Genomic DNA, 21,575 nt, shown 5'->3' with positions numbered 1-21,575 from the left:
CGAACGGGGGAGTCAGCCGCCGTTGACGTGGATGACGTTGTCGATGCGCTCGATGTTGCCGAACACACCCCAGTTCAGCCAGCCGCCGTCACCGTTGTTGGTGACCTTGCCGGGGCCCTTGAACCAGTAGATGACGTAGTTGCCACCCTTGATGTCGATCGACTGGGCGTCCGCGACGTCGCCCTCGACGGTGATGTCCTGGTTCTTGTTGACCACCGCGACGGTGAGGCGGTCGGGGTTGCCGGCGTTCCAGTACCCGACGTCGAGCGCCGCCTGGACGGCACCGCCGCGGTCGCTCTGGTCGTTGACCGCGTCCTTGATCGCGTTGACGATCGCGACCGGGTCGAGGTTGACGTTGACGCTGCCGCCGACGGACGACGAGGTGCTGGGCGGCGCCGGCTCGGCGGCCTGCGCGGGGGCAGCGACGAACGCCCCGGCGATGACGGCGCCGCCGAGGGCGGTGCCGGCGAGGAGCTTCACGGACTTGCGCTTGAACGAGTTCATGATCGTGTTTCCCATCTCTGCAGTGGTGACCCGTTCGGGTCGTCTTGCTCGGACAGGACCCAGCCTGCGTGCGCTCCGACGCGGATGCACGCGATGGGCCTCGACGTTGGTCGATCGTCTGACGATCCGGACGACGCCCGGTTTTCGTGCTCAGCGACACCTCACGCGGTCGGCTGTGCGTGAGGTGTCGCTGAGCGCGTGAGAACGCGTCCGAGCGGCCCACTCAGCCGCGCTCTCGGTCAGCGGTGCAGCAGGATCTGCACGATCGCGACGACCACGAGCGCCGCGATCGGGACGCCCGCGATCCAGGCGCCCGCCTGCATCTGCGTCCGGCGGATCGTGGGCGGTGCGTGCGAGGAGCGCGCGAACTCGGTCGCGGCCACGAGCTCCGGCGCCGCGGCCGGCGGAGCGGGCTCGGGCTGGGGGCGGTCGTCCTCGAACGCCGGGACCTCGACCACCAGGTCGGCGGGGTCGGGGCGGCCCGGGAGCTTGTCGTACGCGTTCGTCACGGGGCCTCCTCGTCCGGCGTTCTCCGACCAGTATGCGACCGGGACGGCTTTCGGTGAGCAGGAGATGTCGAGTGCGGTCCCGGCACCCGACGTCTTCTGCTCACGAAGCGCCCGAGGCCGGCAGGTCCACGGTGAACGCGGTCCGGCCGGGCTCGGACGCGACCCGCACGATGCCGCCGTGCGCCACGACCACGGCCCGCACGATCGCGAGCCCGAGGCCGCTCGTGCCGTGCTCCCGTGAGCGCGAGGCCTCGCCCCGGGTGAACCGGTCGAACAGCGTCGGCAGGGACTCGGCGGGGATCGGCGGCCCGTCGTTCGCCACGACGAAGCGGACGACGGCACCGTCCGACGCAGACGCAGACGCAGACGCAGACGCAGACGCAGACGCAGACGCCGACCGCGACCCTGGCAACGACTGCAACGACACCACGACGGCAGTCCCCGGCGGCGTGTGCGTCCGGGCGTTGGTCAACAGGTTCGTGACCACCCGTCGGAGCTGCACCTCGTCACCGGCCACGAGCACCGGCTGGTCGTCCACGATCTGCAGCGTCCATCGGTGGTCCGGCGCCGTCGCGCGGGCGTCCATCGTGGCGTCGACGACGAGCGACGTCAGGTCGACCGGTTCGCGGACGACCTGCGAGGCCGGCGCCCCCGACGCCAGGGCCGAGGCGTCGAGCCGTGCGAGCAGCAGCAGCTCGTCGACGAGGTCGCCCATCCGGACGGCCTCACGTCCGATCCGTTCGACGTTGCGGTGCACGGCGTCCAGGTCCGAGGTCCGCTCCGACAGCTCTGCGTACGCCCGGACGGTGGCGATCGGGGTCCGCAGCTCGTGGGAGGCGTCGGCGACGAACGTCCGCATGCCGGCCTCGGCGTCACGACGCACGGTGAGCGCCCGGGCGACGTGGCCCAGCAGCCGGTTCAGCGCGTTGCCGACCTGCGCGACCTCGCGGTTCGCGCGCAGGTCGGCGTCGGAGACGCGGACGGGGATGTCCGGGTCGCCGCGTTCCAGGTCGAGTGCGGTCACGCCGGACGCCACCGCGGCGACGCGTTCGAGCGGACGGAGCGATCGACGGACGAGCACCGTGAGCGCCCACGCGGCGACGGCGAACCCGAGCACCGTGACGACCCCGATGACGAGCAGCAACCGGGCGATCGCGGCGTCGAGGTCACCGAGGGGGAGCGCGGTGACGAACACGTCGCCGTCGTCGCTGACCGCCTGCACTCGGTAGTCGCCGAGCGCGCCGAGTTCGACCGTCACGGGGTCGCCGCCGGTCTGCACTGCGGCGAGCGTCCGCTGCTGCGCTGTGGTCAGACGGCGCTGGTCACCGTCCCCGTCGGTGTAGCCACCGAGCACCACATCGTCATCGCGGACGATGGCGATGACCGTGCCCGCCGACTGCCCCGGCGCACCGATGAAGGCGTTGTCGGGATCCGGCAGATCGTCCGACGAGGACGAGGACGACGACGACGACCCCGGCGGCGGCCCGGAGGCCCCGGGCGGCGGTTCGGCCCCGTCCCGTCCGCCGACGGTCCGCATCGCCGCCGTCGACAGCTCCGCATCGAGCCGGTCGACCAGGTACCCACGGAAGGCGACGACGGTCACCGCCCCCACGACGACGTTCGTCGCCACGAGCAGCAGGGCCACGGCCGCCACGATCCGCCAGCGCAACGACGGCACACGCCCGGTGCGCCCGGGCCGGCTCACGTCGCCGGCCGGAGCACGTACCCCGCCCCACGGACGGTCTGCAGCATCGGCTCACGTCCGGCGTCGAGCTTCTTCCGCAGGTACGACACGTACATGTCCACCAGGTTCGACGACGTGCCGAAGTCCATGCCCCAGACGCTCGCCAGCAGCTGCTCGCGGGACAGGACCCGGTTGGCGTTGCGGGCCAGGTGTCGCAGCAGCTCGTACTCGGTCGGCGTGAGCTCGATGGGGTCCCCGGCACGGCTGACCGAGCGGGCGTCCTCGTCGAGCCGGAGGTCCCCGACCACGACCTCGGCGCTCGTCCCGGCCGCGGCGACCCGGGTCGAGGTGCGCGCCAGGATCCGGGCCCGGACGAGCAGCTCCTCGATGCCGAAGGGCTTGGTCAGGTAGTCGTCGCCGCCGCCGGTCAGCCCGGCGAGCCGGTCCTCGGGCGCGTCGCGTGCGGTGAGGAACAGCACCCGCACGCCGTCGCGGGCGTCGCGGAGCCGTTCGAGCACCTCGAACCCGTCGATGTCCGGCAGCATCACGTCGAGCACGATCACGTCGGGCTGGAACTCCCGGGCCGCGAACAGCACGTCGCGCCCGCGGTGCACCGACCGTACGGCCCAGCCGTCGCCCGCGAACGCCAGGGCGACGGCCTCGGCCAGGGCTTGCTCGTCGTCGACGACGAGGGCGCGGACAGGGGAGCCGTCGGTGCGCTGCAGCGGGGTGCCGGGCATGTCCCGGAGCCTATCCACCGCGCCCTCGTCGCCGGTCACTTCGTACTGCTCAGGTCGTAGACGGTCTGGCCGCCGACGGTCGTCGACTCGTAGTTCGCCGCGACCCACTCCTGGATCGCCGACGCGGTCGACGAGCCGCCGCCCATGCCGCCGCCGGAGCCGGACGACACGTAGTACCCGATGTCGCCGCCGGCGACGTACGCCTTGAACTGCGCGAGCGTCGGTGCCGGGTCGCTCGACCAGCCGCCGATCGCCATCACGGCGGTGTCGGTGTCGAGTTCGAGCTGCGCGGCCGACTGCGATCCGTTGACCGCGGCCGCCCACTTCGCGTCGGATGCCTCGAGCAGCTCCTGCAGTGCGGACGAGGTCGACGCGCCCTCGCCACCACCCCCGGCCTGGAGGCCCGTCCCCGACCCGCCCTCGGAGGTCGCGTCGTCCGTGCCGTCCTGCCCACTGCCCGGTGCCGTACCGGACGTGCCGTCCGGCATCTCCGGCGCCTCGCCGGAGGCGCCCTCCGGCGGGGTCCCGCCGGGACCCTGCTGGGAGTCGGACGTGCTGTCGGAGCCGCCGTCGTCGGAGCCGGAGGTCGACCCACCCGGTCCGCCCGTGCCTCCCGGGAAGCCACCGGTGCCGCCGCCCATCCCACCGGAGCTGCTGCCCGCCGGACCGACGCTCGGGATCGAACCGGAGTGCGCGACGGTCGTCGTGGCGAGGGCGTAGGCGGTGGTGCCGGACAGGCCGAACAGGGTGCCGGCGAGGACGCCGACCGTGACGAGCCGGCGCAGCGACGGCACGCTGCCGATGACGATCAGTGCCGCGGACAGCAGCCCCCCGGCGAGCATCACCCAGCGCAGCCACGGCAGCCAGGTCGGGTTCTCGTTGAGCAGGCACCAGCCCCAGAACGCGGTGACACCGATCATCGCAGCGAGGCCGAGGCGGCCGACGAAGCGGGCTCGTGCGTGCCAGAGCAGGGCGCCGCCGGTGCCGACGAGTCCGGCGAGGGCCGGGGCGAGGGCGACCGTGTAGTACGGGTGGATCGTGCCGGACATGTACGAGAACACGAGTCCGGTGACCAGGAGCCAGCCACCCCACAGGACCAGCCCGGCGCGTGCGGGATCGGCCAGGTGCCGACGGCCGACGACGACCAGCCCGACGACCAGGGCGATGAGCGCCGCGGGCAGGAGCCACGAGATCTCGAGCCCCATCTCGGACGAGAACAGGCGGTTCAGGCCGGTCGAGCCGCCGAACGAGCCTCCGGCGGTGCCGCCGGTCGTGCCGCCGCCTCCGCCGCCGTTGCCCGAGCCCCCGAAGATCCGGCCGAGGCCGTTGTAGCCGAACACCAGGTCGAGGACGGTGTTGTTCGTCGAGCCGCCGATGTACGGACGGGACTCGGCGGGCCAGAGCCACACGGCGACGACCCACCAGCCGGCGGCCACCACGAGGGAGCCGGCGGCGACGAGCAGGCCGACCACACGCCGGCCCCAGCCGGTGCGGGCAGCGAACAGGTAGACGAGGCCGAAGGCGGGCAGGACGAGCAGGCCCTGCAGCATCTTCGTCAGGAACGCGAACCCGAGGGCGACCCCGGCGAGCGCGATCCACTTCCAGCTGCCCTTCGGCAGCGCCCGCACCGTGCAGTACGCCCCGGCGGTCATCAGCAGGACGAGCAGGGCGTCCGGGTTGTCGAAGCGGAACATCAGCGCCGCCGCCGGGGTCGCTGCCACGACGAAGCCCGCGAGCAGCGCGCCGACGTTCGCGGTGGTGGCGCCGAGTCGGGCCAGGGTTCGGCGGACCGTGCCCCAGACCAGGGCGACGGAACCGACGGCCATCAGCGCCTGGGGGAGCAGCAGGCTGGTGCTCGAGAAGCCGAACAGCCGGGCCGAGAGCACCATCACCCACAGCGAGGCGGGTGGTTTGTCGACCGTGATGAAGTTCGACGAGTCGAGGGAGCCGAAGAAGAACGCCTCCCACGACTTCGTGCCGGCCTGCACGGCGGCGGCGTAGAAGCTGTTGGCGTACCCGGAGACGCTGAGGTCCCACAGGTACACCACGGCGGTCACGGCCAGGAGCGCCCAGAACGCCGGCCGGAGCCAGCGGGCGTCCTCGCGCTCGCCGAGGAACAGCCGGGCGAGGGGCGGGCGGCGCCGATCCCGCGCGGCACTGCGCGCGGGGTCGCGTCGGTCGGTCACGGGTATCGGGTACGTGGTCATGTCGATGAGCATCCGGGGCGTTCCCCGACTGCTGCACTGCGACGGCTATGTGCGGGCTAAGGACGCACGGTGCGCGGTTGGCCGGCGGGCGGCGGCGCGGCGCACGGTGCGCTGTCGTTCGGTCCGTGCGGGGTCGCCTGCTCGGTGCGCGGTTGTAGCGCTGCACGGAGCGGGCAACCTCGCACGTGGTGAGCGAGGCAGCACGGTGCGCGGTTGGCCGGCGGGCGGAGGCGCGGCGGGCGGCGGCGCGGCGCACGGTGCGCTGTTGTTCGGTCCGTGCGGGGTCGCCTGCTCGGTGCGCGGTTGTAGTGCTGCACGGAGCGGGCAACCCCGCACGGGTTGAGCGAGGCAGCACGGTGCGGCGCCGGCACCGGGGCGGGCAACCTCGCACGGGGTGAGCGAGGCCGCACGGTGCGAGGGGTCAGGCGTACCGCCGCGCTGCCCGGAGTGCTGCCCCGGTGTACGAGCCGCCGAACAGGAACACGTGCAGCAGCAGCGGCGCGAGCTGGTGGAGTTCGACGCGCTCCTGCCAGCCGTCGGCCAGCCGTGACTCCCGGTCGTAGGCGGCGAGCACCGTCTCGAGCCGGGGCAGCCCGAACAGCCCGAGCAGTGCCAGGTCGGTCTCCGCGTGCCCGCCGTGCGCGATCGGGTCGATGAGCACGGCGCCGGTCGGTTCGGACGAGTCCGTCGGCCAGAGGACGTTGCCGGCCCACAGGTCGCCGTGCAGACGCGCGGGTCGGTCCCCGACGAGCGCGGGCTGGGGCGACCCGAGTGTGCCGTCCTCCACGCGCGAGGCGACCCGCTCGAGCACGGCGGCCTCGGCGTGGTCGAACCCGCCGGCATCGACGATGCGGCGGACGAAGTCGCGGATCCGGTACTCGGCGAAGAACTCGCCCCAGGTCGCCGGTGCCTGCTCGGCCGTGACGAACGGCGTGCGCGAGCGGCCCATCCGCAGCGCCGCACCGCGGGTCCAGCCGGCGGGCGGTGCACCCCAGTGGTCGGCACCGGCGGCGTGGGTGTGTGCGAGGGACCGGCCGAACCGCTCGGCCTGGGCGGCGGTGGGGGAGCCGTCGGAGATCAGCTCGAGGTCGAGCACGGTCGGGGTCGGGCGCCCGAGCACGCGGGCGATGCGGGTGCCTCCGGTGTCCTCGGCCTCGGCGAGCCAGGCGAGTCCGGCGGCTTCGGCTGCCGCTTCGTCCGCGGTGGTGAACGTCTTCACGTGCGTCTCGGCCATCGGCCCATCCTGCCGAGGGGGCACCGTCGACCGTTCAGCCGACGATCACCCGACGACCCGGCGCCCCGGTCACGCGCTCGGCTCTCCCCGCCGGGCCGCGTGCACCACGAGCGCCAGCTGCACCCGGTTCTCGACGCCGAACTTCTCGTACACGTGCCCGACGTGCGTCTTCACGGTGGCCAGGCCGACGTACAGGTCGGCGGCGATCTGCGCGTTGGACGCCCCGTTCGCCACGGCGAGTGCGACCTCCCGCTCCCGCTCGGTCAGCAGGGCGAGCAGGCGGCGTGCCTCGGTGTCGTCCGCAGCGGCATCGACCGGTGGCCCGGCCGGTGCGCCGCCCGGACCACCGGCCGCCTGGCCCGAGCGGGATCCGGCCGCGAACGCGATGACCCGGTCGAGCACGGACGGGGACAGGATCGAGCGCCCGGCCGCGACGGTCCGCACGGCCTGCACGAGTTCGTGCGGCGGGGTGTCCTTGAGCAGGAACCCACGTGCGCCGGCCTGCAGCGCTCCGAGCACGAGGTCGTCCCCCTCGAAGGTCGTCAGCACCAGGACGGCCAGGTCGGGTCGGCGGCGCAGTTCGCGTTCGGTGGCGACGAGCCCGTCGCACCGGGGCATCCGGATGTCCATGAGCACGACGTCGGGCGCGGTCGACGCGATGACGCCTTCGGCCTCGAGCCCGTCGCCCGCCTCGCCCACGACCACCAGGCCGTCGTCGCCGCTGAGCAGCATGCGGAGCCCGACGCGCACGAGCTGGTCGTCGTCGACCAGGACGACGCGGACGGGAGCGGTCACGGGGTCCACGGCAGCACCGCCTCGACCACGTGCACGCGTCCGTCGTCGCTGCCGGCGCGGAAGCTCCCGCCGACGAGACGGGCGCGTTCGGCGAGCCCGCGCAGGCCGTGCCCGGCCCTGTGCCCGGACGTGTCCGAGTGCGCAGGTCCGTCGACCAGCGTGTTCGATACCACCACCCGGATCGCCGGGCCGGGGACGGTCTCGACGACGACGTCGACGGGCGCTCCCGGGGCGTGCCGACGGGCGTTCGTCAGCGACTCCTGCACGATCCGGTAGGCGTGCCGGCCGACTGCCGTCGGTACCGCCGCGCCGTCGGCGTCGACGCGCGCCCGGACGGTCGCACCGCCGGAACGCGCCTGGTCGAGCAGGTCGGGCAGGTCGACGAGCGTCGGCTGCGGAGGCGCGGTGCCGGTCACCTCATCGCCGCCGTTCGCCGCGGGGTCGCGCAACACCCCGAGGACGTCGCGCAGGTCGGTCAGCGCGGAGTGCGCCTCGGCCCGCACGACCCCGGCCGCCGCGGCGGTCTCGTCGGGGGTGAGCCCCGGGCCGCGGTACTCGAGCGCGCCGGCGTGCAGCGCGACCAGGGACAGCCGGTGGCCCAGGACGTCGTGCATCTCGCGGGCGATGTGGGCGCGCTCCTGCTCGCGGGCACGGTCCTCGCGCAGCTGCTGGTCGCGTTCGAGCAGGGCCGCGCGCTCGCGCAGGGACAGCAGGAGCGCCCGGCGCTGCCCGATCGCGATGCCGATGACCACGAGCAGGGCGATGCCGACGACGCCCGCGACCAAGATCTGCCAGAGCGGCATGTCGTCGGCCGCGGGCGCCAGGACGACGTCGTAGAGCACCGTGGCACCGAGCAGCACCGCACCGGCGACGGCGAGCTCGACGGCCCGGCGCCGGGTGGCGAGCGACACCGTGGCGATCGCGGCCGCCCCGACCGCCAGGGTCGAGACCGAGCTGAGTGCAGCGATGACGACCGTGATCAGCAACGGTGCCCGGTGCCGGAACGGCAGGAGGACGAGGGCGGCCAGACCGGCACCCACATCGCCGAGGATCAGTGCGCCGACGTGCAGGTCGCTCCACCCAGCGGTGTCCATCGTCGGCCACACGAGCCCCGCGGTGAGCAGCCCGGTCAGGGCCGCGACGGCGACACGCCAGGTCTGGGACCACACACGCTGCCCGAGCGGCACGGCGGGGAGCGTGGTCGAGGTCATGCCCCGAGCCTAGGGAGCCGGGTCGACGAGCGGATCCGCCGAAGGTCGGAGGTCGGCGGTCGGGGTGCCCCGTGTCTCAGACCGCGTCCACCAGGGCCCGCGCCAACGGGTGCCACGCACGGGACGACGGCCCGCTCAGCACCAGGGTCCGTTCGAGCCGCCGGGCCATCGGGATCATCACGAGGTCGGGCGGCAGCATCCCGCGGCCCAGGGTCGGCACGATCGACACACCCTCGCCCCGCTGGATCATCCCGAACATCGTGCTCATCTCCCGCACCCGGTGGGCGTACCGGAACGGCCGGCCGTCGAGTTCGTGGAGCTTCTGGATCTGGTACTCGCAGCCACCGCCGCCCGCCACCAGACCGTCCTCGTGCAGGTCGTCGAGGGTGAGCGCGGGCAGTTCGGCGAGGGGGTGGTCGCGGCGGATCACGGCGGCCATCTCGTCCCGCGCCACGACCACGCCGCCGTCGGGCACCGGCGAGGGGTCGACGAGCACGGCGGCGTCGACGGTGCCGGCCTCGAGCCACTCCGGCATCTCGTCGTCGTCCCCCTCGTAGACCTGCACGTCGACGTCCGGCAGGGTCACCGCCCACAGCTCGCGGAGCCGCGGCAGCAGGCCCTGGCAGACGGTGGGGACGGCGGCGAGGCGCACGGTGCCGCGCGCCGTGGCGGGCCGGACCACCGCCTCCAGGGCTTCGACCGAGGCGAGCACGCTGCGGGCGTGGGCCAGCAGGCGGTCGCCCAGCGGTGTGGCGGCGGCGACCGTGCCGCGGCGCACCACGGGGCCGCCGACCTCGCGTTCGAGCCCGGCGACGGCGTGGGACACCGCGGACTGGCCGACGCCCAGCGCGGCGGCCGCCGCGGTGAAGGACCCGGCGTCGAGCGTGGCGACGAACGCGCGCAGTTGCTGGACCGAGACGGTCATGCGTTCTCCTCATGGCGGCATGAGCGACATGCGTTTGCCGCATGTCACCCGGTGGTCCGACACTAGGCCACGTGAACGCCCTCCTCTACGCCCTCGTCGCACTGACCTGGGGATCGAGCTTCCTCTTCGCGAAGATCGGACTCGACGGTCTCGCCCCGCAGCAGGTCGCCACCGTGCGGACCGTGCTCGGTGGGGTCACGCTGGTCGTGGTGCTCCTGGCGACCCGTCGCCGGTGGCCCCGGGAGCCGCGGACCTGGGCGCACCTGGCGGTCGTCGCGGTCTTCCTCAACGCGGTGCCGTCGTCGCTGATGGCGTGGGCCGAGCAGACGGTGCCGTCCGGGCTCGCGAGCATCTACAACGCGACGACGCCGATCATGACGCTGGCCGCGCTCGCGGTGCTCGTGCCGTCCGAACGGCTGCGCGGACGGCAGGTGCTCGGGATCGTGCTCGGGATCGTCGGGGTGCTCGTGCTGGTCGGCCCGTGGGACGTCCTGACCGACCCGGAGGTCCTGGCGAGCGTGCCGGGGCAGGTCGCGCTGCTCGGCATGACCGCGTCCTACGGCATCGGGCTCGCCTACCTGCGCCGGGTCGCCGTGGCGAGCGTGTACGACCCGGTCACGCTGGCGACGGTCCAGCTGACGCTGGCCTCCGGGATGCTCCTGCTGGTCGCGCCCGTCATCGCGACCGGTCCGGTGCAGCTGGACGGGAGGATCGTGGCCGCGATGATCGCACTCGGTTGCGTCGGCACGGGGCTGGCCTACGCCTGGAACACCCGGCTCGTGCAGGCGTGGGGCGCTGGTCGCGCCTCCACCGTCACGTACCTGACGCCGGTGGTCGGGGTGGCGCTCGGCGTGCTCGTGCTGGGGGAGCGGGTGCGGTGGAACGAGCCCGTCGGCGGACTCGTCGTCCTGCTCGGGATCGCCTTGGCGTCCGGGGTGCTCGTGCGCCGGCGGGAACCTGCGGCGTCCGCCGCCTAACACGGGCACGGGTCGAGCCTGCCTGACCGGTCCGCCGGGTCGAGCCGTAGGATCGGCGGTGACGACGACGAGGTCGTCGACGAAGACGGAGACCGGCATGCACGACACCCACACCACCCGCGCGACCGCGTCGGTCGCAGCGATCCTCGCCGAGTCGGCGGCACGCTACCCGGACGACGTCGCCGTCATCGTGGGCGACGTCCGCACCACCTACGCCGAGCTGTGGGCGCAGACCCTGGCCTACGCCGGGGCACTCCGCGCGCGGGGCGTGACCGAGGGGTCGAAGGTGGCGATGCTCGTGCCGAACGTCGCGGACTTCCCCCGCGTGTACTACGCCACGCTGGCCCTCGGCGCGGTGGCCGTGCCCGTGCACGCGCTGCTGAAGCGCCGCGAGATCGAGTACGTCCTGCGCGACAGCGGCGCGACGCTGCTCGTCTGTGCTGCCCCGCTGCTCGGCGAGGGCGCCGCCGGTGCCGAGCTCGCCGGGGTCGACGTCGTGACCGTGCTCGCGCCGGCGACGACCGACGACGGGTCCGCGGCCGGCCCCGACCGGCTCGAGGCCCTGGCCGCGCAGAGCGAACCGCTCGACACCTACGTGCCGCGGCACCCGTTCGACACCGCCACGATCCTGTACACGAGCGGCACCACCGGCCAGCCCAAGGGTGCCGAGGGCTCGCACTTCGCGCTGCTCGAACAGGTCAACACCAACCTGATGACGACGTTCGACATGCACCGCGGGGACGTCCTGCTCGGCGCCCTGCCGCTGTTCCACACGTTCGGGCAGACCTGCACGATGAACACCGGGTTCCGGACCGGCGCGACGCTCGTCATGCTGCCGAAGTTCGACGGTGACACGGCGCTCGCCGCGATGGTCGAGCACGGCTGCGGCATCTTCATGGGCGTCCCGACGATGTACATGGCGCTGCTCGACGCGGCGACCCGGTCCGAGGCCCGGCCGACGCTCCGGTACGCGATCTCCGGCGGGGCCTCGCTCCCGCTGGCGGTGCTCGAGCGGTTCCAGCAGGTCTTCGACGCGCCGATCCACGAGGGGTACGGGCTGACCGAGACCTCGCCGGTCGCCACCTTCAACCACGTCGGGCAACCGCCGCGGCCCGGCACCATCGGCACCGCGGTGTGGGGCATCGACGTCGAGATCGCCGACCCCGAGGTCCGCGACGCGATCGTCATGCTGCCGCACGGCGAGATCGGGGAACTCGTGATCCGCGGCCACAACCTGATGAACGGGTACCTCGACCGGCCCGAGGACACCGCCGAGGCCATCGTCGACGGGTGGTTCCGCACCGGTGACCTGGGCACGAAGGACGACGACGGGTACCTGACGATCGTCGACCGCACGAAGGACATGATCATCCGCAACGGCTACAACGTGTACCCGCGGCAGGTCGAGGAGGTCCTCGCCACGCACCCCGACGTCGCGATGGCCGCGGTGTTCGGGGTGCCGCACGCGGTGCACGGGCAGGAGGTCGAGGCCGCGGTGGTCCTGCACGCCGGCGCGTCCGTCGAGCCGCAGGTCCTGGTCGACTTCGTCGCCGCCGAGATCGCCGCGTACAAGTACCCCCGGGTGGTGCACGTCCTCGAGGCCTTGCCGCTCGGCCCGAGCGGCAAGGTGCTCAAGCGTGAGCTCGTCGACCGCTTCAGCGTCGAGGTGACGGCGGTTCCGTGATCCGCCCCACGACCGCGCAGGGGCGATCCGTACGCTGACCGGGTGACCGCCAGCCGCACCCCGTCGACCGCGCGTCTGCTGTTCGCGTCGTCCCACCCCGGACCCACGGTCACCGTGACCGTCCTCGCCGCGGTGATCGCCGCCGCCGTGGGGCACCCCGTGTGGCTCGTGGTGCTGGTGGCGCTGACGGTCGTCGCCGGGCAGCTGTCCATCGGGCTGGCGAACGACTGGATCGACGCGGACCGCGACCGGGCCGTCGGGCGGAGCGACAAGCCCGTCGCCCGCGGCCTCATCGCCGTCGGCACCGTCCGCACCGCCGCCTACGCCACCGCCGGGATCGCCGTGGTGCTCTCGCTGTTCCTGGGGCCGGTCGCCGCGGTCGCGCACCTCGTGCTCGTCGCCGCCGGGTGGGCCTACGACGCCGGGCTGAAGCGTTCGGTGTGGTCGGTGGCGCCGTTCGTCGTCGCCTTCGGGCTGCTGCCCGTCGTGTCCGTCGCGGCCGGGCCCGAGGGACAGTGGCCGGCGTGGTGGGCGATCGCCACGGGGGCCGTCTTCGGGATCGCGATCCACTGCACCAACGTGCTGCCCGACCTGGTCGACGACGCCGCCACCGGGGTGCGGGGCTTCCCGCACCGGCTCGGGCTCCGGGGCGCGGGGATCGTCGCGTTCGCCTCGCTCGTCGTCGCTGCAGCGCTGGTGCTCGGCGGACAGGTGCTCGGCGACGACCCCGTGCAGGGGCTCGGGGTCGTGCTCGCGGTCCTCGGTGCCGTCGTGGTGGCGGTGCTCGCCGTCGTCGGCGTCCGGTTGGTGCTCGCAGGACGGGCTTCACGCACCCTGTTCCGGCTGGTCATCGCGTCGTCCCTCGTGCTCGTCGTCGAGCTCGGCTTCGCGGGCGCGCGACTCGTCGCCTGACGACGCGGAACAGACTGCGCGACTGCGCGACTGCGCGATTGCGCCTGTGCGCCGGACGCGAGCCGTCAGGCCCAGCGCATCGCGTAGAGCCGGGCCAAGCCGTGCGCGGTCGGCAGGGACAGGGCGGTCCGGAGCAGCGCCTCTCGGCCGGTCGCCGTGACTGGGCCGAGCGGACGGCCCAGTGCCATGTTCGCCTCGGCCTGCCGAGCCGCGCGGCGGGCGGCTGCCTGGCGGCGGGCGGCGTAGCCCGGCCACGGCCCGGCCGTGCCGGTGCGGACCGCTCCGGCGAGCAGCGGCGCGAGCTCGGCGGCGTCGAGCCACCCCAGGTTCATGCCCTGCCCGCCGATCGGACTGATCTCGTGGGCGGCGTCCCCGACGAGCACGGCTCGGCCGACGCCCACGCGGTCGGCGGTGCGGCGGCGCACCCGGAAGCCGCTGGTCATCGAGCAGGTCGCGGGGTCGGGGACGACGCCGGTGCGCTCGGCGACGAGTGCGGCCAGGCGTGCGACGACCGCGGGGTCCGGCGTGCCCGTCCAGCTGCCCTCGGCCGAGGCGAACGCGTCGTCGTCCGGCACCAGGGCGACGTACCGACGCCGCGCACCCGGCAGCGGGAAGGACTCGACCACCCCGTCCGGGCCCACGTCGACCAGCGCGGCCGACCGGGCCGACGGTGTCTCGGGATCGGCGAAGTCGCCCATCACGTAGCGGTCCGGGTACTCCCGGCCGGTGGTGCCGATGCCGAGCAGGTCGCGGACGGCGCTCCGGGCACCGTCGGCCCCGACGACGAAGGCCGCACGGATCGTCACGGTGTCGCCGTCCGGTCCGGTCCCGGTGGCGTCGACGTGGTCCGGGTGCCGGGACAGCGCCGTCAGGGTGGTCCCGGTCCGCAGGGCGCTCGGTGCGCTGGCCCGGAGCCGGTCTCGGAGCAGGGACTCGGTGCGGTGCTGGTCGAGGGTGGCCACGTACGGGTGGGTCGGCGACGCGCGGTCGAAGCGCAGGGTCCCGAGGGTCCGACCGCGGCTCCGGGCCACGCCGGCGTGCACCAGTGACGCCTCGGCGAGCACGGCGGTGTCCAGGCCGATCGCGGCGAACGCGTCGAGGGACGGTGGGTGGATGCCGATGGCCCGCGAACCGGTCGGCGGCACGACTCGGCTTTCCCACACCCGGACGTCGACGCCCTGCGCCGCCAGGAGTGCCGCCAGGAACAGTCCGACGGGGCCGCCGCCGACGACGAGGACGTCGACGCGTTCGATGGGCACGGGGCGAGCCTACGGTGACCGATCGCCGCGGCGTTCAGTGAGCAGAAGACGTCGGGTCAGCGGGCCGTACTCGACGTGTTCTGCTCACTCGATGCGCTGCGCGGGCGCGGGCGCGTGCGCGGGCGCGAGCGCGGGCGGGGTCGCCGGTGCGGCGGCACTGCGACCCGCTCGGACCCGTGCGCGGAAGCGCTCGACGGGCACCTCGACGGCGTAGGCGGCACCGATCGACACGATCACCACCGCGCCGACCAGGCCGACCGAGCCCCAGGGGCCGATCGCGAAGGTGCCGAGCAGCGCGATCACCAGCGGGTGCCAGAGGTACGCCGAGTACGACACCCGGCGGCCGAACCACGACACCGGCGTCCAGGCCAGGGCGGCGGACACGGGGGAGCGGACCGAGACCAGCCCGCCGATCGCCACCGCCGCGATCAGCCCGGTCAGCGGGAGCACGATGCCGAACGTCGACGCGTGCTGCGTCCAGTCATCGTCGATCCAGAGCAGCACCCCGACCAGCAGCAGGAGACCGAGCCAGGTCGCCACGTGTCCGAGGACTCCGGCGGCCCGCACGCGCACCCGTTCGTCGTCGAGCACCAGGGCCAGTCCGCAGCCGATCGCGAGCGGCACGACACCGAGCACGGGCGAGAAGTAGACGTCCGGGGTGGCACCGCCGCTCGGGCTGCGGTAGCTCACCCACGACGCCGCCGAAGCCCCGATGACCAGGACCCCGAGCCCCGCCAGGAGCCAACGACGGCGGACCCGGAGTGCGGCGAGCAGGACCAGGACCGGCGGCCACACCAGGTAGAACTGCTCCTCCATCGACAGGCTCCACGTGTGCGCGAACACGCCCTGCGAGGTGTCCCAGAAGGCGCGGAACAGGTTGCCCGTGTAGGTCAGCGCGATGAGCGCCGCTTCGCCGGACTGCAGCGAAGCGCCCTTGTAGTCACCGACCCAGTTCCAGAGCAGGAGCCCGACGACGACGAACGCGAGCAGTGCCGGGTAGAGGCGGAGCAGCCGCTTCACCCAGAACGTCCCGAGGCGCACCCGCCCGGTACGACGCCGTTCGCCGAGCAGCAGCGTCGTGATGAGGAAGCCGGACAGCACGAAGAACACCGTCACGCCGATGAAGCCGCCCTCGAACTGCGGCACGTGCAGGTGGTACAGGACGACGACCAGGATGGCGAGGGTCCGGAGTCCGTCGAGCGCGGGTGCGCGGTGCGTCAGCGGGGGTGGCGGAGCCTGCTGCGTCCCCGCTCCGGAGCGCTCCGGGGCGGCCGTGTGGTGCTGTGGCTGCGCCTGCGTCGGCGCGTGGGTCAGCGTGGTCGTCGCCATGGTCCCTCCCCGCGCTGCTCGGTTGCGTGTCGCCGACCAGGGTCCTCCTCGCGGGTAAGAGGAGTCTCAACGAGCGGGGGCGTCAGGCTCGTTCGGGCCGACGCAGAACGACAGTGTCGACGTCGCACGACGTCGACAACGTCGTTCCTTGCACGCGCGCGCTGTTGCGAAGCGCGCGCAGCGACGATGTCGCTGTCGTACGACAGCGACATGGTCGTTCCGCGTCGGCCGGCCCCGCGGTCCGCACCATGCGTCGGCGCCAGCCCCGCGCACCACGCGCCGGCCGGGAGGCCCGTGGCCGGCCCGCACCGCGCCTCCAGGCCGTCGCGCCCCGCGTCCACCGCACGCACACCGTGAGCAGGAACGGTCGGGTCCGACGTGCGGACCCGACCGTTCCTGCTCACGAAGCGAGCGTGCGAGCGACCGCGCGCGGCTACTCGGCCTTCTGCAGCTGCCAGGGGTCCGGCTCGCGGTCGCCGTTCGGGCGCACCGGGCGCACGTCGCCGACGATCGGGATCGAGCGCTTCCGCATGAACCACACGTAGCGGACGAAGAAGTGCGTCAGGGTCGACATCCGGTTGCCGGCGCCGAGCAGGCTCGTGATGTGCACGAACACCCAGGCGAGCCAGGCGACCGGGCCGACCATCGTGATCCCGCCGCGCAGCTGGGCGACTGCGGCGTTCGTGCCGATCGTCGCCATGGTGCCCTTGTCGAAGTACTTGAAGCGCTCGGTGGCCTTGCCCTCGAGCAGGCGCACGATCTGCCGCGCCGAGTGCCGTCCGCCCTGGAGCGCGGGCTGGGCGAGCTGGGCGAGGGCGTCGTCCTGCGCGGCGATGTCACCGGCGGAGAAGATCCGCTCGGCGCCCTTCACGCTCAGGTCGTCGTTCACCTGGATGCGGCCACCGTGGGTCTGCGGCAGGCCCCATCCGGAGACCTCCTTGTGGGCGGCGACACCGGTCGCCCAGATCACCTGCGACGCGGGGATGAACTCGCCGTCGGCGGTCATCACGCCGTCGCGCTTGACCTCGGAGACGCCGGTGTTCAGCCGCAGCACGACACCGCGCTTGCGGAGCACCTTGGCGGCGTAGCGGCGCAGGCGCGGGGCGAACGGCTTGAGGAGCTCGCCGCTGCGATGCACGAGCGTGATCGAGATGTTGCCGCGTTCGATCTCCGGGTACGCGCCGACGAGTGCCTGGTCGCGGAGCTCGGCGAGCGCGCCGGCCATCTCGACGCCGGTCGCACCGCCACCGACGATCACGATGCGGATCTCGTCGGGGCCCTGGTTGGCCGCCGCTTCTTCGAGCCGGGTGAACAGCTCGTCGCGGATGCGGAGTGCCTGCGAGCGGGAGTACATCGAGTACGCGTACTCGTACGCACCGGGGGTGCCGAAGTAGCTCGTGTTCACGCCGTTGGCGAGGATCAGGTAGTCGTAGTGCAGGTGCTCACCGTCGGACATCTCGGCGATGCGCTCGTCGGTGCGGATGCCGGTGAGCAGGCCGTGACGGAACTCGGCGTTCGACTGGCGGGCCCGGAGCGAGCGCAGGAAGTAGGTCACGTCGCCGGCGTTCAGGCCGCCCGTCGCCACCTGGTACATCAGGGGCTGGAACATGTTGTAGACGTGACGGTCGACCAGGGTCACCCGGACCGGCGCGTCAGCGAGCTCGCGCATGGCGGCCACACCGGCGAATCCACCGCCGACGATGACGACGTGCGGGCGGGTGTCCTGGGTCATGCTTGCTCCGGTGTTCCTCGGGTGCGGATGGTCACCCACGAGGGTACGCGCGGTTTGCCAGGGCGCATGACGGGCAGAGGCCGGGAGGCCCGTGGTACGTCCGTCAGGCGTCGAACCGCCCGTAGGTGTTCAGCACGTTCCCCTTGCTCGTCACGGTGCTGTCGACCAGACGCAGGCGCGTGGGCGGATCGGTCGGTTCGAACAGTCGCCGGCCACGGCCGGCGATCGCCGGGTGGATCATGAGCTGCAGTTCGTCGAGGACCCCGGCGAACAGCAGGCTGCGGACGAGCGTGACACTGCCGCACACGGCGATGTCCGCCCCGTCGCGCTGCTGCAGGTCGCGGACGAACGCGGGGACGTCGCCCGGGATCAGCGTGCTGTTCTGCCAGGTCAGGTCGTCGCCGAGCGTGGTGGAGGCCACGTGCTTCTCGATCGGGTTGATCCACTGCCCGAAGGGGTCCTCCGGGTGGGCTGGCCACCACTCGGACCACTCGAGGTAGCTGTTCCGGCCGAGCAGCACGGCGTCGGTGCGGGCCATGAAGGCACCCATGGCCGCGCCGAGCTCGTCGTCGAAGCTGTCGTACTGGAACTCGTAGGGGTCCTGCACGACGCCGTCGACCGACGTGAACAGACCGGCAGTGGTCTTCCGCATGGGACGGATCGTACCCGCCGGTCAGCTCCCGGTGCCGTCGGTGCTGCCGGGGGCCTGGCCGGTGCCGTTGCCCGGGAACCGGTTCGTGCCGGGTACCTGCGTGGTCGACTGCGTCCGGTCCGCACCGATCGCGTGGCCGATGGCGAACCCGACGCCTCCGCCGACGAGCAGTGCGGCGAGTCCGACGATCGCGGCGAGGAGCGGCCAGAACCACGGGGGCTTCGGGCCGGTGTTGCGGCGGTTGGTCGGGCTCGCGGCGCCGGCTGCGGCTCCGTACCAGGGGGTGGTGCCGTTCGGGGCGGTGGAGTCCCAGGCGCCCGGGGTCGTGGCGCCGGCATCCGCGCGGTACGGCTGCTGCTGTTGCGGCGCGGGGGCGTCGAGCGTGGAGGTCGACGTCGGGGTCGGGGCGGCGCCCCAGCCGGTCGGCGTGGTCGCCCGGTTCGCCGGGTCGGAGCCGTCCGGTCCGTGGCCGTTGGTGGGAGTGGTGTCGCTCATGCCAGGAGTGCACACGGCCCGGCTATGTGCGGCCGATGACGAGGCTGACCCGGTGCTGCGAACCGCCGCGTAGCCTCGGCTCGTGCGCGCTGCTGTGGAGACCGTCCGGATCGACGGGTTGCCCGTGCGCCTGCACACCATGGCGGCGCGAGAGCCGGTCCGCGACGACACCGACCCCACCGTCGTGTTCGTCCACGGCATCGGGATGTCGCACCGGTCCTTCGCTCGGTCGCAGCGCGCCGTCGCCGCCGAGCACCGCACGATCAGCGTCGACCTGCCGGGGTTCGGCTGGCTGCCCGCGGCCGGTCGGCGGCTGCCCATCGAGGAGCTCGGCGACGTGGTCGTTCGGGCGGTCCGCCACCTGGTCGACGGCGACCTGGTGCTCGTCGGGCAGTCGATGGGTGCCCAGGTCGTGGTCGAGTCCGCCCGGCGCCACCCGGAGACCGTCGCGGCGATCGTGCTCGTCGGTCCGGTGATCGACTCCGAGCGGCGATCGCTCCCGCTGCAGGCGCTCGACCTGGGCCGCGACGGGTTCGTCGAGGGGGTCCGGATGAACGGCGTCCTGGTCACCGACTACCTGCGGAGCATGCGGCAGTACACGCGTGAGCTCGGGCCGATGCTCCGCTACCCGACCGAGCAGACGATCGCCGAGGTGATGCAGCCCGTCCTCGTCGTCCGCGGCGCCCAGGACCCGATCGCGCGGCACGACTGGTCGGCTCGGGTCGCGGCCGCTGCGCCGAACGGCACCTTCGTGGAACTGGCCGGCCCGCACCACGTGCAGGAACGGCAGCCGGACGCCTTCGCACGCCTCCTCGAGACGTTCCGCAGCGCCGAGCGCCTGGAGGGGCTGCGATGACCCGGCCGACCACGTCGGGGACGGAGGCGGCGCGGACGGCGCGATCCGGGCCTCCAGGCCGTGTCCCGCTGGTGCGACGCGCGTGGTGGGCCGCACTCGACTGGGGGTACGCGGCACGCTGGCAGGTGCGCAGCTTGGGCCCGACCACCGCGGACGACTACCGGACCGGCGCCGGGCAGCCCGTCGTCGTGGTCCCCGGCGTCTACGAGACCTGGCACTTCATGCGGCCGCTGATGGACGCGCTCCACGACCGGGGACACCCGGTGCACGTGCTGCCCGTCCTGCGGCACAACCTGCGACCCGTGCCGGACTCGGCGCGCGAGGTGATCGCGACCCTGGAGGAACAGGACCTGCGGAACGTGCTCGTGCTCGCACACAGCAAGGGCGGGCTGATCGGCAAGTACGCGATGACGCAGCTCGACCAGCACGAGCGCATCGACCGGATGGTCGCGGTGTCGACGCCCTTCGCGGGCTCGGTCTACGCGCGGCTCGCGCCGGTGCCGCACCTGCGGGCGTTCCGGGCGGCTGATCCGGTGCTGGCGGGGCTGGCGCGGGAACTCGACGCGAACGCGCGGATCACCTCGGTGTACGGGGTGTTCGACACGCTCATCCCCGAGGGGAGCGAGCTCCAGGGGGCGACGAACGTGCGGCTGCCGGTGGGTGGGCACTTCCGGATCCTCGGTGATGCGCGGACGCGGTCGGCGGTGCTGGCGGCGGCGGACCCGGGCGGGGGCGGCTCCGGCGGCGGCTCCGGCGGTCTTTCGCGCTGAGCGACACTTCGTGGGCGCGCGACCGCGTGAGGTGTCGGCCAGCGCGAAACGGCGTGGCAGCGGCGGCGCGGCGCGGCAGTGGCGTCAGCGCGGGCGGCCGGCGACGCTCGCGCGCTCGACGATCCGGTGCGGCACGACGACGGTCTCCGGCGCTGCCCCGCGGTCCGCGATCCGTCGGGTCAGCAGGTCGAGCGCCGCCGTCGCGAAGGCCCGACGGTCGAACGACACCGTGCTGAGCGACGGGATCGCGTACGCGGCCGCGTCGACGTCGTCGAACCCGATGACGCTGACCTGCTCGGGAACCCGGACCCCGCGGGCGGCCAGGACGTGCAGCACCCCGAACGCGATCGAGTCGGTGAAGGCGAAGACGGCGTCGGGCAGGGGGTGCTCGTCGAGCCAGGCCGCGAAGGTCGTCGCCGCGGAACTCGTGGTCCACGACGGCAGCGGGACCCGGAGCGACGGGTCGGGCGTGATGCCGGCGGCGGCGAGCGCGGCGGTGTAGCCGCGTTCGCGGAGCTCGCTCGTCGCCGTCGCGGCGCCCTCCGGTGACGCCCCGACGATCGCGATGCGCCGGTGCCCGTGTGCGATGAGGTGTTCGGTGACCTGCTCGGCCGCCGCGCGGCTGTCGACGTGCACCTGGTCGACGTGCTCGGGCTCGACCTCGCCGATGACGACGGTCGGCGGCAGCCCCTCGGTCGAGGCCAGGACGCTCGCGCTGAGGGACACCGGGTTCAGGATCAGCCCGTCCACCAGGTGTGCCCGGGCACGGGAGACCAGTTCGCGTTCGCGGGCCGGGTCGTTGCCGGTCTGCTCGAGCTGCACGACCCAGCCGCGTTCGCGGGCGAGTTCCACGAAGGACTGCGCGAGTTCGGCGGAGTAGGCGCTGCCCATCTCCGGCAGCGTCAACGCGATGGCTCCGGAGCGGCCGTTCCGGAGCCCGCGGGCGGACAGGTTCGGCACGTAGTCGAGCTCGGCGACCGCCCGCTCGACGCGTTCACGGGTCTCCGGGCGCACGACCACGCCGCCGTTGACGACGTTGGAGACGGTCTTCGGGGACACCCCGGCGAGGGCGGCCACGTCCCGCACGGTTGCGCGCATCG

Annotated in this window: 20 protein-coding genes; 5 read left to right on the top strand and 15 right to left on the bottom strand. The window is 73.4% G+C overall.

The features are described from left to right. Window positions 1-12 precede the first annotated feature (12 nt). The 9 genes from DEJ08_RS14700 to DEJ08_RS14660 form a co-directional block, all read right to left on the bottom strand. Window positions 13-519 carry a hypothetical protein gene (locus DEJ08_RS14700; protein ID WP_245165815.1) on the bottom strand — a complete coding sequence of 169 codons (507 nt, stop codon included), beginning with the start codon at window positions 517-519 and terminating at the stop codon, window positions 13-15. A 224-nt stretch (window positions 520-743) separates the two neighbouring features. Further along, window positions 744-1,013, bottom strand: coding sequence for a hypothetical protein (locus DEJ08_RS14695; protein ID WP_111055092.1), 270 nt, complete (start codon window positions 1,011-1,013; stop codon window positions 744-746). 100 nt (window positions 1,014-1,113) lie between these two features. Then, the gene (locus DEJ08_RS14690; RefSeq protein ID WP_146248531.1) at window positions 1,114-2,658 is read right to left on the bottom strand and encodes a sensor histidine kinase; all 1,545 of its coding nucleotides are present in this window, start codon (window positions 2,656-2,658) and stop codon (window positions 1,114-1,116) included. Between the two features lie 56 nt (window positions 2,659-2,714). After that, window positions 2,715-3,437 (bottom strand): response regulator transcription factor, encoded by a 723-nt coding sequence (locus DEJ08_RS14685; RefSeq protein ID WP_111055090.1) that lies wholly within the window; start codon window positions 3,435-3,437, stop codon window positions 2,715-2,717. A gap of 35 nt (window positions 3,438-3,472) precedes the next feature. Continuing rightward, window positions 3,473-5,623, bottom strand: coding sequence for an ArnT family glycosyltransferase (locus DEJ08_RS14680; RefSeq protein ID WP_284180475.1), 2,151 nt, complete (start codon window positions 5,621-5,623; stop codon window positions 3,473-3,475). A 442-nt stretch (window positions 5,624-6,065) separates the two neighbouring features. Further along, window positions 6,066-6,878 carry a fructosamine kinase family protein gene (locus DEJ08_RS14675; RefSeq protein WP_111055089.1) on the bottom strand — a complete coding sequence of 271 codons (813 nt, stop codon included), beginning with the start codon at window positions 6,876-6,878 and terminating at the stop codon, window positions 6,066-6,068. Between the two features lie 69 nt (window positions 6,879-6,947). Further along, window positions 6,948-7,682, bottom strand: a complete 735-nt coding sequence (locus tag DEJ08_RS14670; protein ID WP_111055088.1) for a response regulator transcription factor — start codon at window positions 7,680-7,682, stop codon at window positions 6,948-6,950. Beyond that, window positions 7,670-8,884: a sensor histidine kinase gene (locus DEJ08_RS14665; protein ID WP_111055087.1), complete on the bottom strand. Its 1,215-nt coding sequence runs from the start codon at window positions 8,882-8,884 to the stop codon at window positions 7,670-7,672. The genes DEJ08_RS14670 and DEJ08_RS14665 overlap by 13 nt, the downstream gene beginning before the upstream one ends. A 76-nt stretch (window positions 8,885-8,960) precedes the next feature. After that, window positions 8,961-9,809 carry a LysR family transcriptional regulator gene (locus tag DEJ08_RS14660; protein WP_071406548.1) on the bottom strand — a complete coding sequence of 283 codons (849 nt, stop codon included), beginning with the start codon at window positions 9,807-9,809 and terminating at the stop codon, window positions 8,961-8,963. A 71-nt stretch (window positions 9,810-9,880) separates the two neighbouring features. On the opposite strand from DEJ08_RS14660, the gene DEJ08_RS14655 reads away from it, so the two are divergent. From DEJ08_RS14655 to DEJ08_RS14645, 3 genes are all read left to right on the top strand, one after another. Continuing rightward, a complete protein-coding gene (locus tag DEJ08_RS14655; protein WP_084741473.1) occupies window positions 9,881-10,786 on the top strand; it encodes a DMT family transporter in 906 nt (301 codons plus the stop codon). Between the two features lie 97 nt (window positions 10,787-10,883). Next, window positions 10,884-12,470 (top strand): long-chain-fatty-acid--CoA ligase, encoded by a 1,587-nt coding sequence (locus DEJ08_RS14650; protein ID WP_111055111.1) that lies wholly within the window; start codon window positions 10,884-10,886, stop codon window positions 12,468-12,470. Between the two features lie 42 nt (window positions 12,471-12,512). After that, entirely contained in the window at window positions 12,513-13,382 is an 870-nt protein-coding gene (locus tag DEJ08_RS14645) for a UbiA family prenyltransferase (protein ID WP_111055086.1), read from the top strand. Between the two features lie 65 nt (window positions 13,383-13,447). On the opposite strand, the gene DEJ08_RS14640 is transcribed toward DEJ08_RS14645, so the two are convergent. The 5 genes from DEJ08_RS14640 to DEJ08_RS14620 form a co-directional block, all read right to left on the bottom strand. Then, a complete protein-coding gene (locus DEJ08_RS14640; RefSeq protein WP_258367192.1) occupies window positions 13,448-14,641 on the bottom strand; it encodes an FAD-dependent oxidoreductase in 1,194 nt (397 codons plus the stop codon). Window positions 14,642-14,725: 84 nt separating this feature from the next. Then, window positions 14,726-15,970 carry an acyltransferase family protein gene (locus tag DEJ08_RS14635; RefSeq protein WP_111055085.1) on the bottom strand — a complete coding sequence of 415 codons (1,245 nt, stop codon included), beginning with the start codon at window positions 15,968-15,970 and terminating at the stop codon, window positions 14,726-14,728. A 433-nt stretch (window positions 15,971-16,403) separates the two neighbouring features. Further along, complete coding sequence (locus DEJ08_RS14630) at window positions 16,404-17,702, bottom strand: NAD(P)/FAD-dependent oxidoreductase (protein WP_071406544.1); 1,299 nt, start codon at window positions 17,700-17,702, stop codon at window positions 16,404-16,406. A gap of 103 nt (window positions 17,703-17,805) precedes the next feature. After that, window positions 17,806-18,354, bottom strand: coding sequence for a dihydrofolate reductase family protein (locus DEJ08_RS14625; RefSeq protein ID WP_111055084.1), 549 nt, complete (start codon window positions 18,352-18,354; stop codon window positions 17,806-17,808). A gap of 21 nt (window positions 18,355-18,375) precedes the next feature. Continuing rightward, on the bottom strand, window positions 18,376-18,849 hold the full coding sequence (locus DEJ08_RS14620) for a hypothetical protein (RefSeq protein ID WP_111055083.1): 474 nt from the start codon (window positions 18,847-18,849) through the stop codon (window positions 18,376-18,378). Window positions 18,850-18,931: 82 nt separating this feature from the next. Here DEJ08_RS14620 and DEJ08_RS14615 point away from each other — a divergent pair, with 82 nt between their 5' ends. Together DEJ08_RS14615 and DEJ08_RS14610 are read left to right on the top strand one after the other, a co-directional pair. Beyond that, entirely contained in the window at window positions 18,932-19,705 is a 774-nt protein-coding gene (locus tag DEJ08_RS14615; protein WP_146248530.1) for an alpha/beta fold hydrolase, read from the top strand. A 125-nt stretch (window positions 19,706-19,830) separates the two neighbouring features. Beyond that, window positions 19,831-20,475, top strand: coding sequence for an esterase/lipase family protein (locus DEJ08_RS14610; protein ID WP_349775353.1), 645 nt, complete (start codon window positions 19,831-19,833; stop codon window positions 20,473-20,475). Between the two features lie 84 nt (window positions 20,476-20,559). Here DEJ08_RS14610 and DEJ08_RS14605 read toward each other — a convergent pair whose 3' ends face one another. Beyond that, complete coding sequence (locus DEJ08_RS14605; protein WP_111055080.1) at window positions 20,560-21,573, bottom strand: LacI family DNA-binding transcriptional regulator; 1,014 nt, start codon at window positions 21,571-21,573, stop codon at window positions 20,560-20,562. Window positions 21,574-21,575: the final 2 nt, after the last annotated feature.

The sequence above is a fragment of the Curtobacterium sp. MCLR17_054 genome, assembly GCF_003234335.2.
Lineage (GTDB): Bacteria > Actinomycetota > Actinomycetes > Actinomycetales > Microbacteriaceae > Curtobacterium > Curtobacterium flaccumfaciens.
This window is presented reverse-complemented; position numbering and strand designations above follow the sequence as displayed.

Bases quoted from the DNA above. Each gene is read 5' to 3' on its own strand.
- DEJ08_RS14700 (WP_245165815.1), bottom strand. From the start codon at position 519: ATGGGAAACACGATCATGAACTCGTTCAAGCGCAAGTCCGTGAAGCTC.
- DEJ08_RS14685 (WP_111055090.1), bottom strand. From the start codon at position 3,437: ATGCCCGGCACCCCGCTGCAGCGCACCGACGGCTCCCCTGTCCGCGCC.
- DEJ08_RS14675 (WP_111055089.1), bottom strand. From the start codon at position 6,878: ATGGCCGAGACGCACGTGAAGACGTTCACCACCGCGGACGAAGCGGCA.
- DEJ08_RS14665 (WP_111055087.1), bottom strand. From the start codon at position 8,884: ATGACCTCGACCACGCTCCCCGCCGTGCCGCTCGGGCAGCGTGTGTGG.
- DEJ08_RS14660 (WP_071406548.1), bottom strand. From the start codon at position 9,809: ATGACCGTCTCGGTCCAGCAACTGCGCGCGTTCGTCGCCACGCTCGAC.
- DEJ08_RS14650 (WP_111055111.1), top strand. From the start codon at position 10,884: ATGCACGACACCCACACCACCCGCGCGACCGCGTCGGTCGCAGCGATC.
- DEJ08_RS14635 (WP_111055085.1), bottom strand. From the start codon at position 15,970: ATGGCGACGACCACGCTGACCCACGCGCCGACGCAGGCGCAGCCACAG.
- DEJ08_RS14630 (WP_071406544.1), bottom strand. From the start codon at position 17,702: ATGACCCAGGACACCCGCCCGCACGTCGTCATCGTCGGCGGTGGATTC.
- DEJ08_RS14625 (WP_111055084.1), bottom strand. From the start codon at position 18,354: ATGCGGAAGACCACTGCCGGTCTGTTCACGTCGGTCGACGGCGTCGTG.
- DEJ08_RS14620 (WP_111055083.1), bottom strand. From the start codon at position 18,849: ATGAGCGACACCACTCCCACCAACGGCCACGGACCGGACGGCTCCGAC.
- DEJ08_RS14605 (WP_111055080.1), bottom strand. From the start codon at position 21,573: ATGCGCGCAACCGTGCGGGACGTGGCCGCCCTCGCCGGGGTGTCCCCG.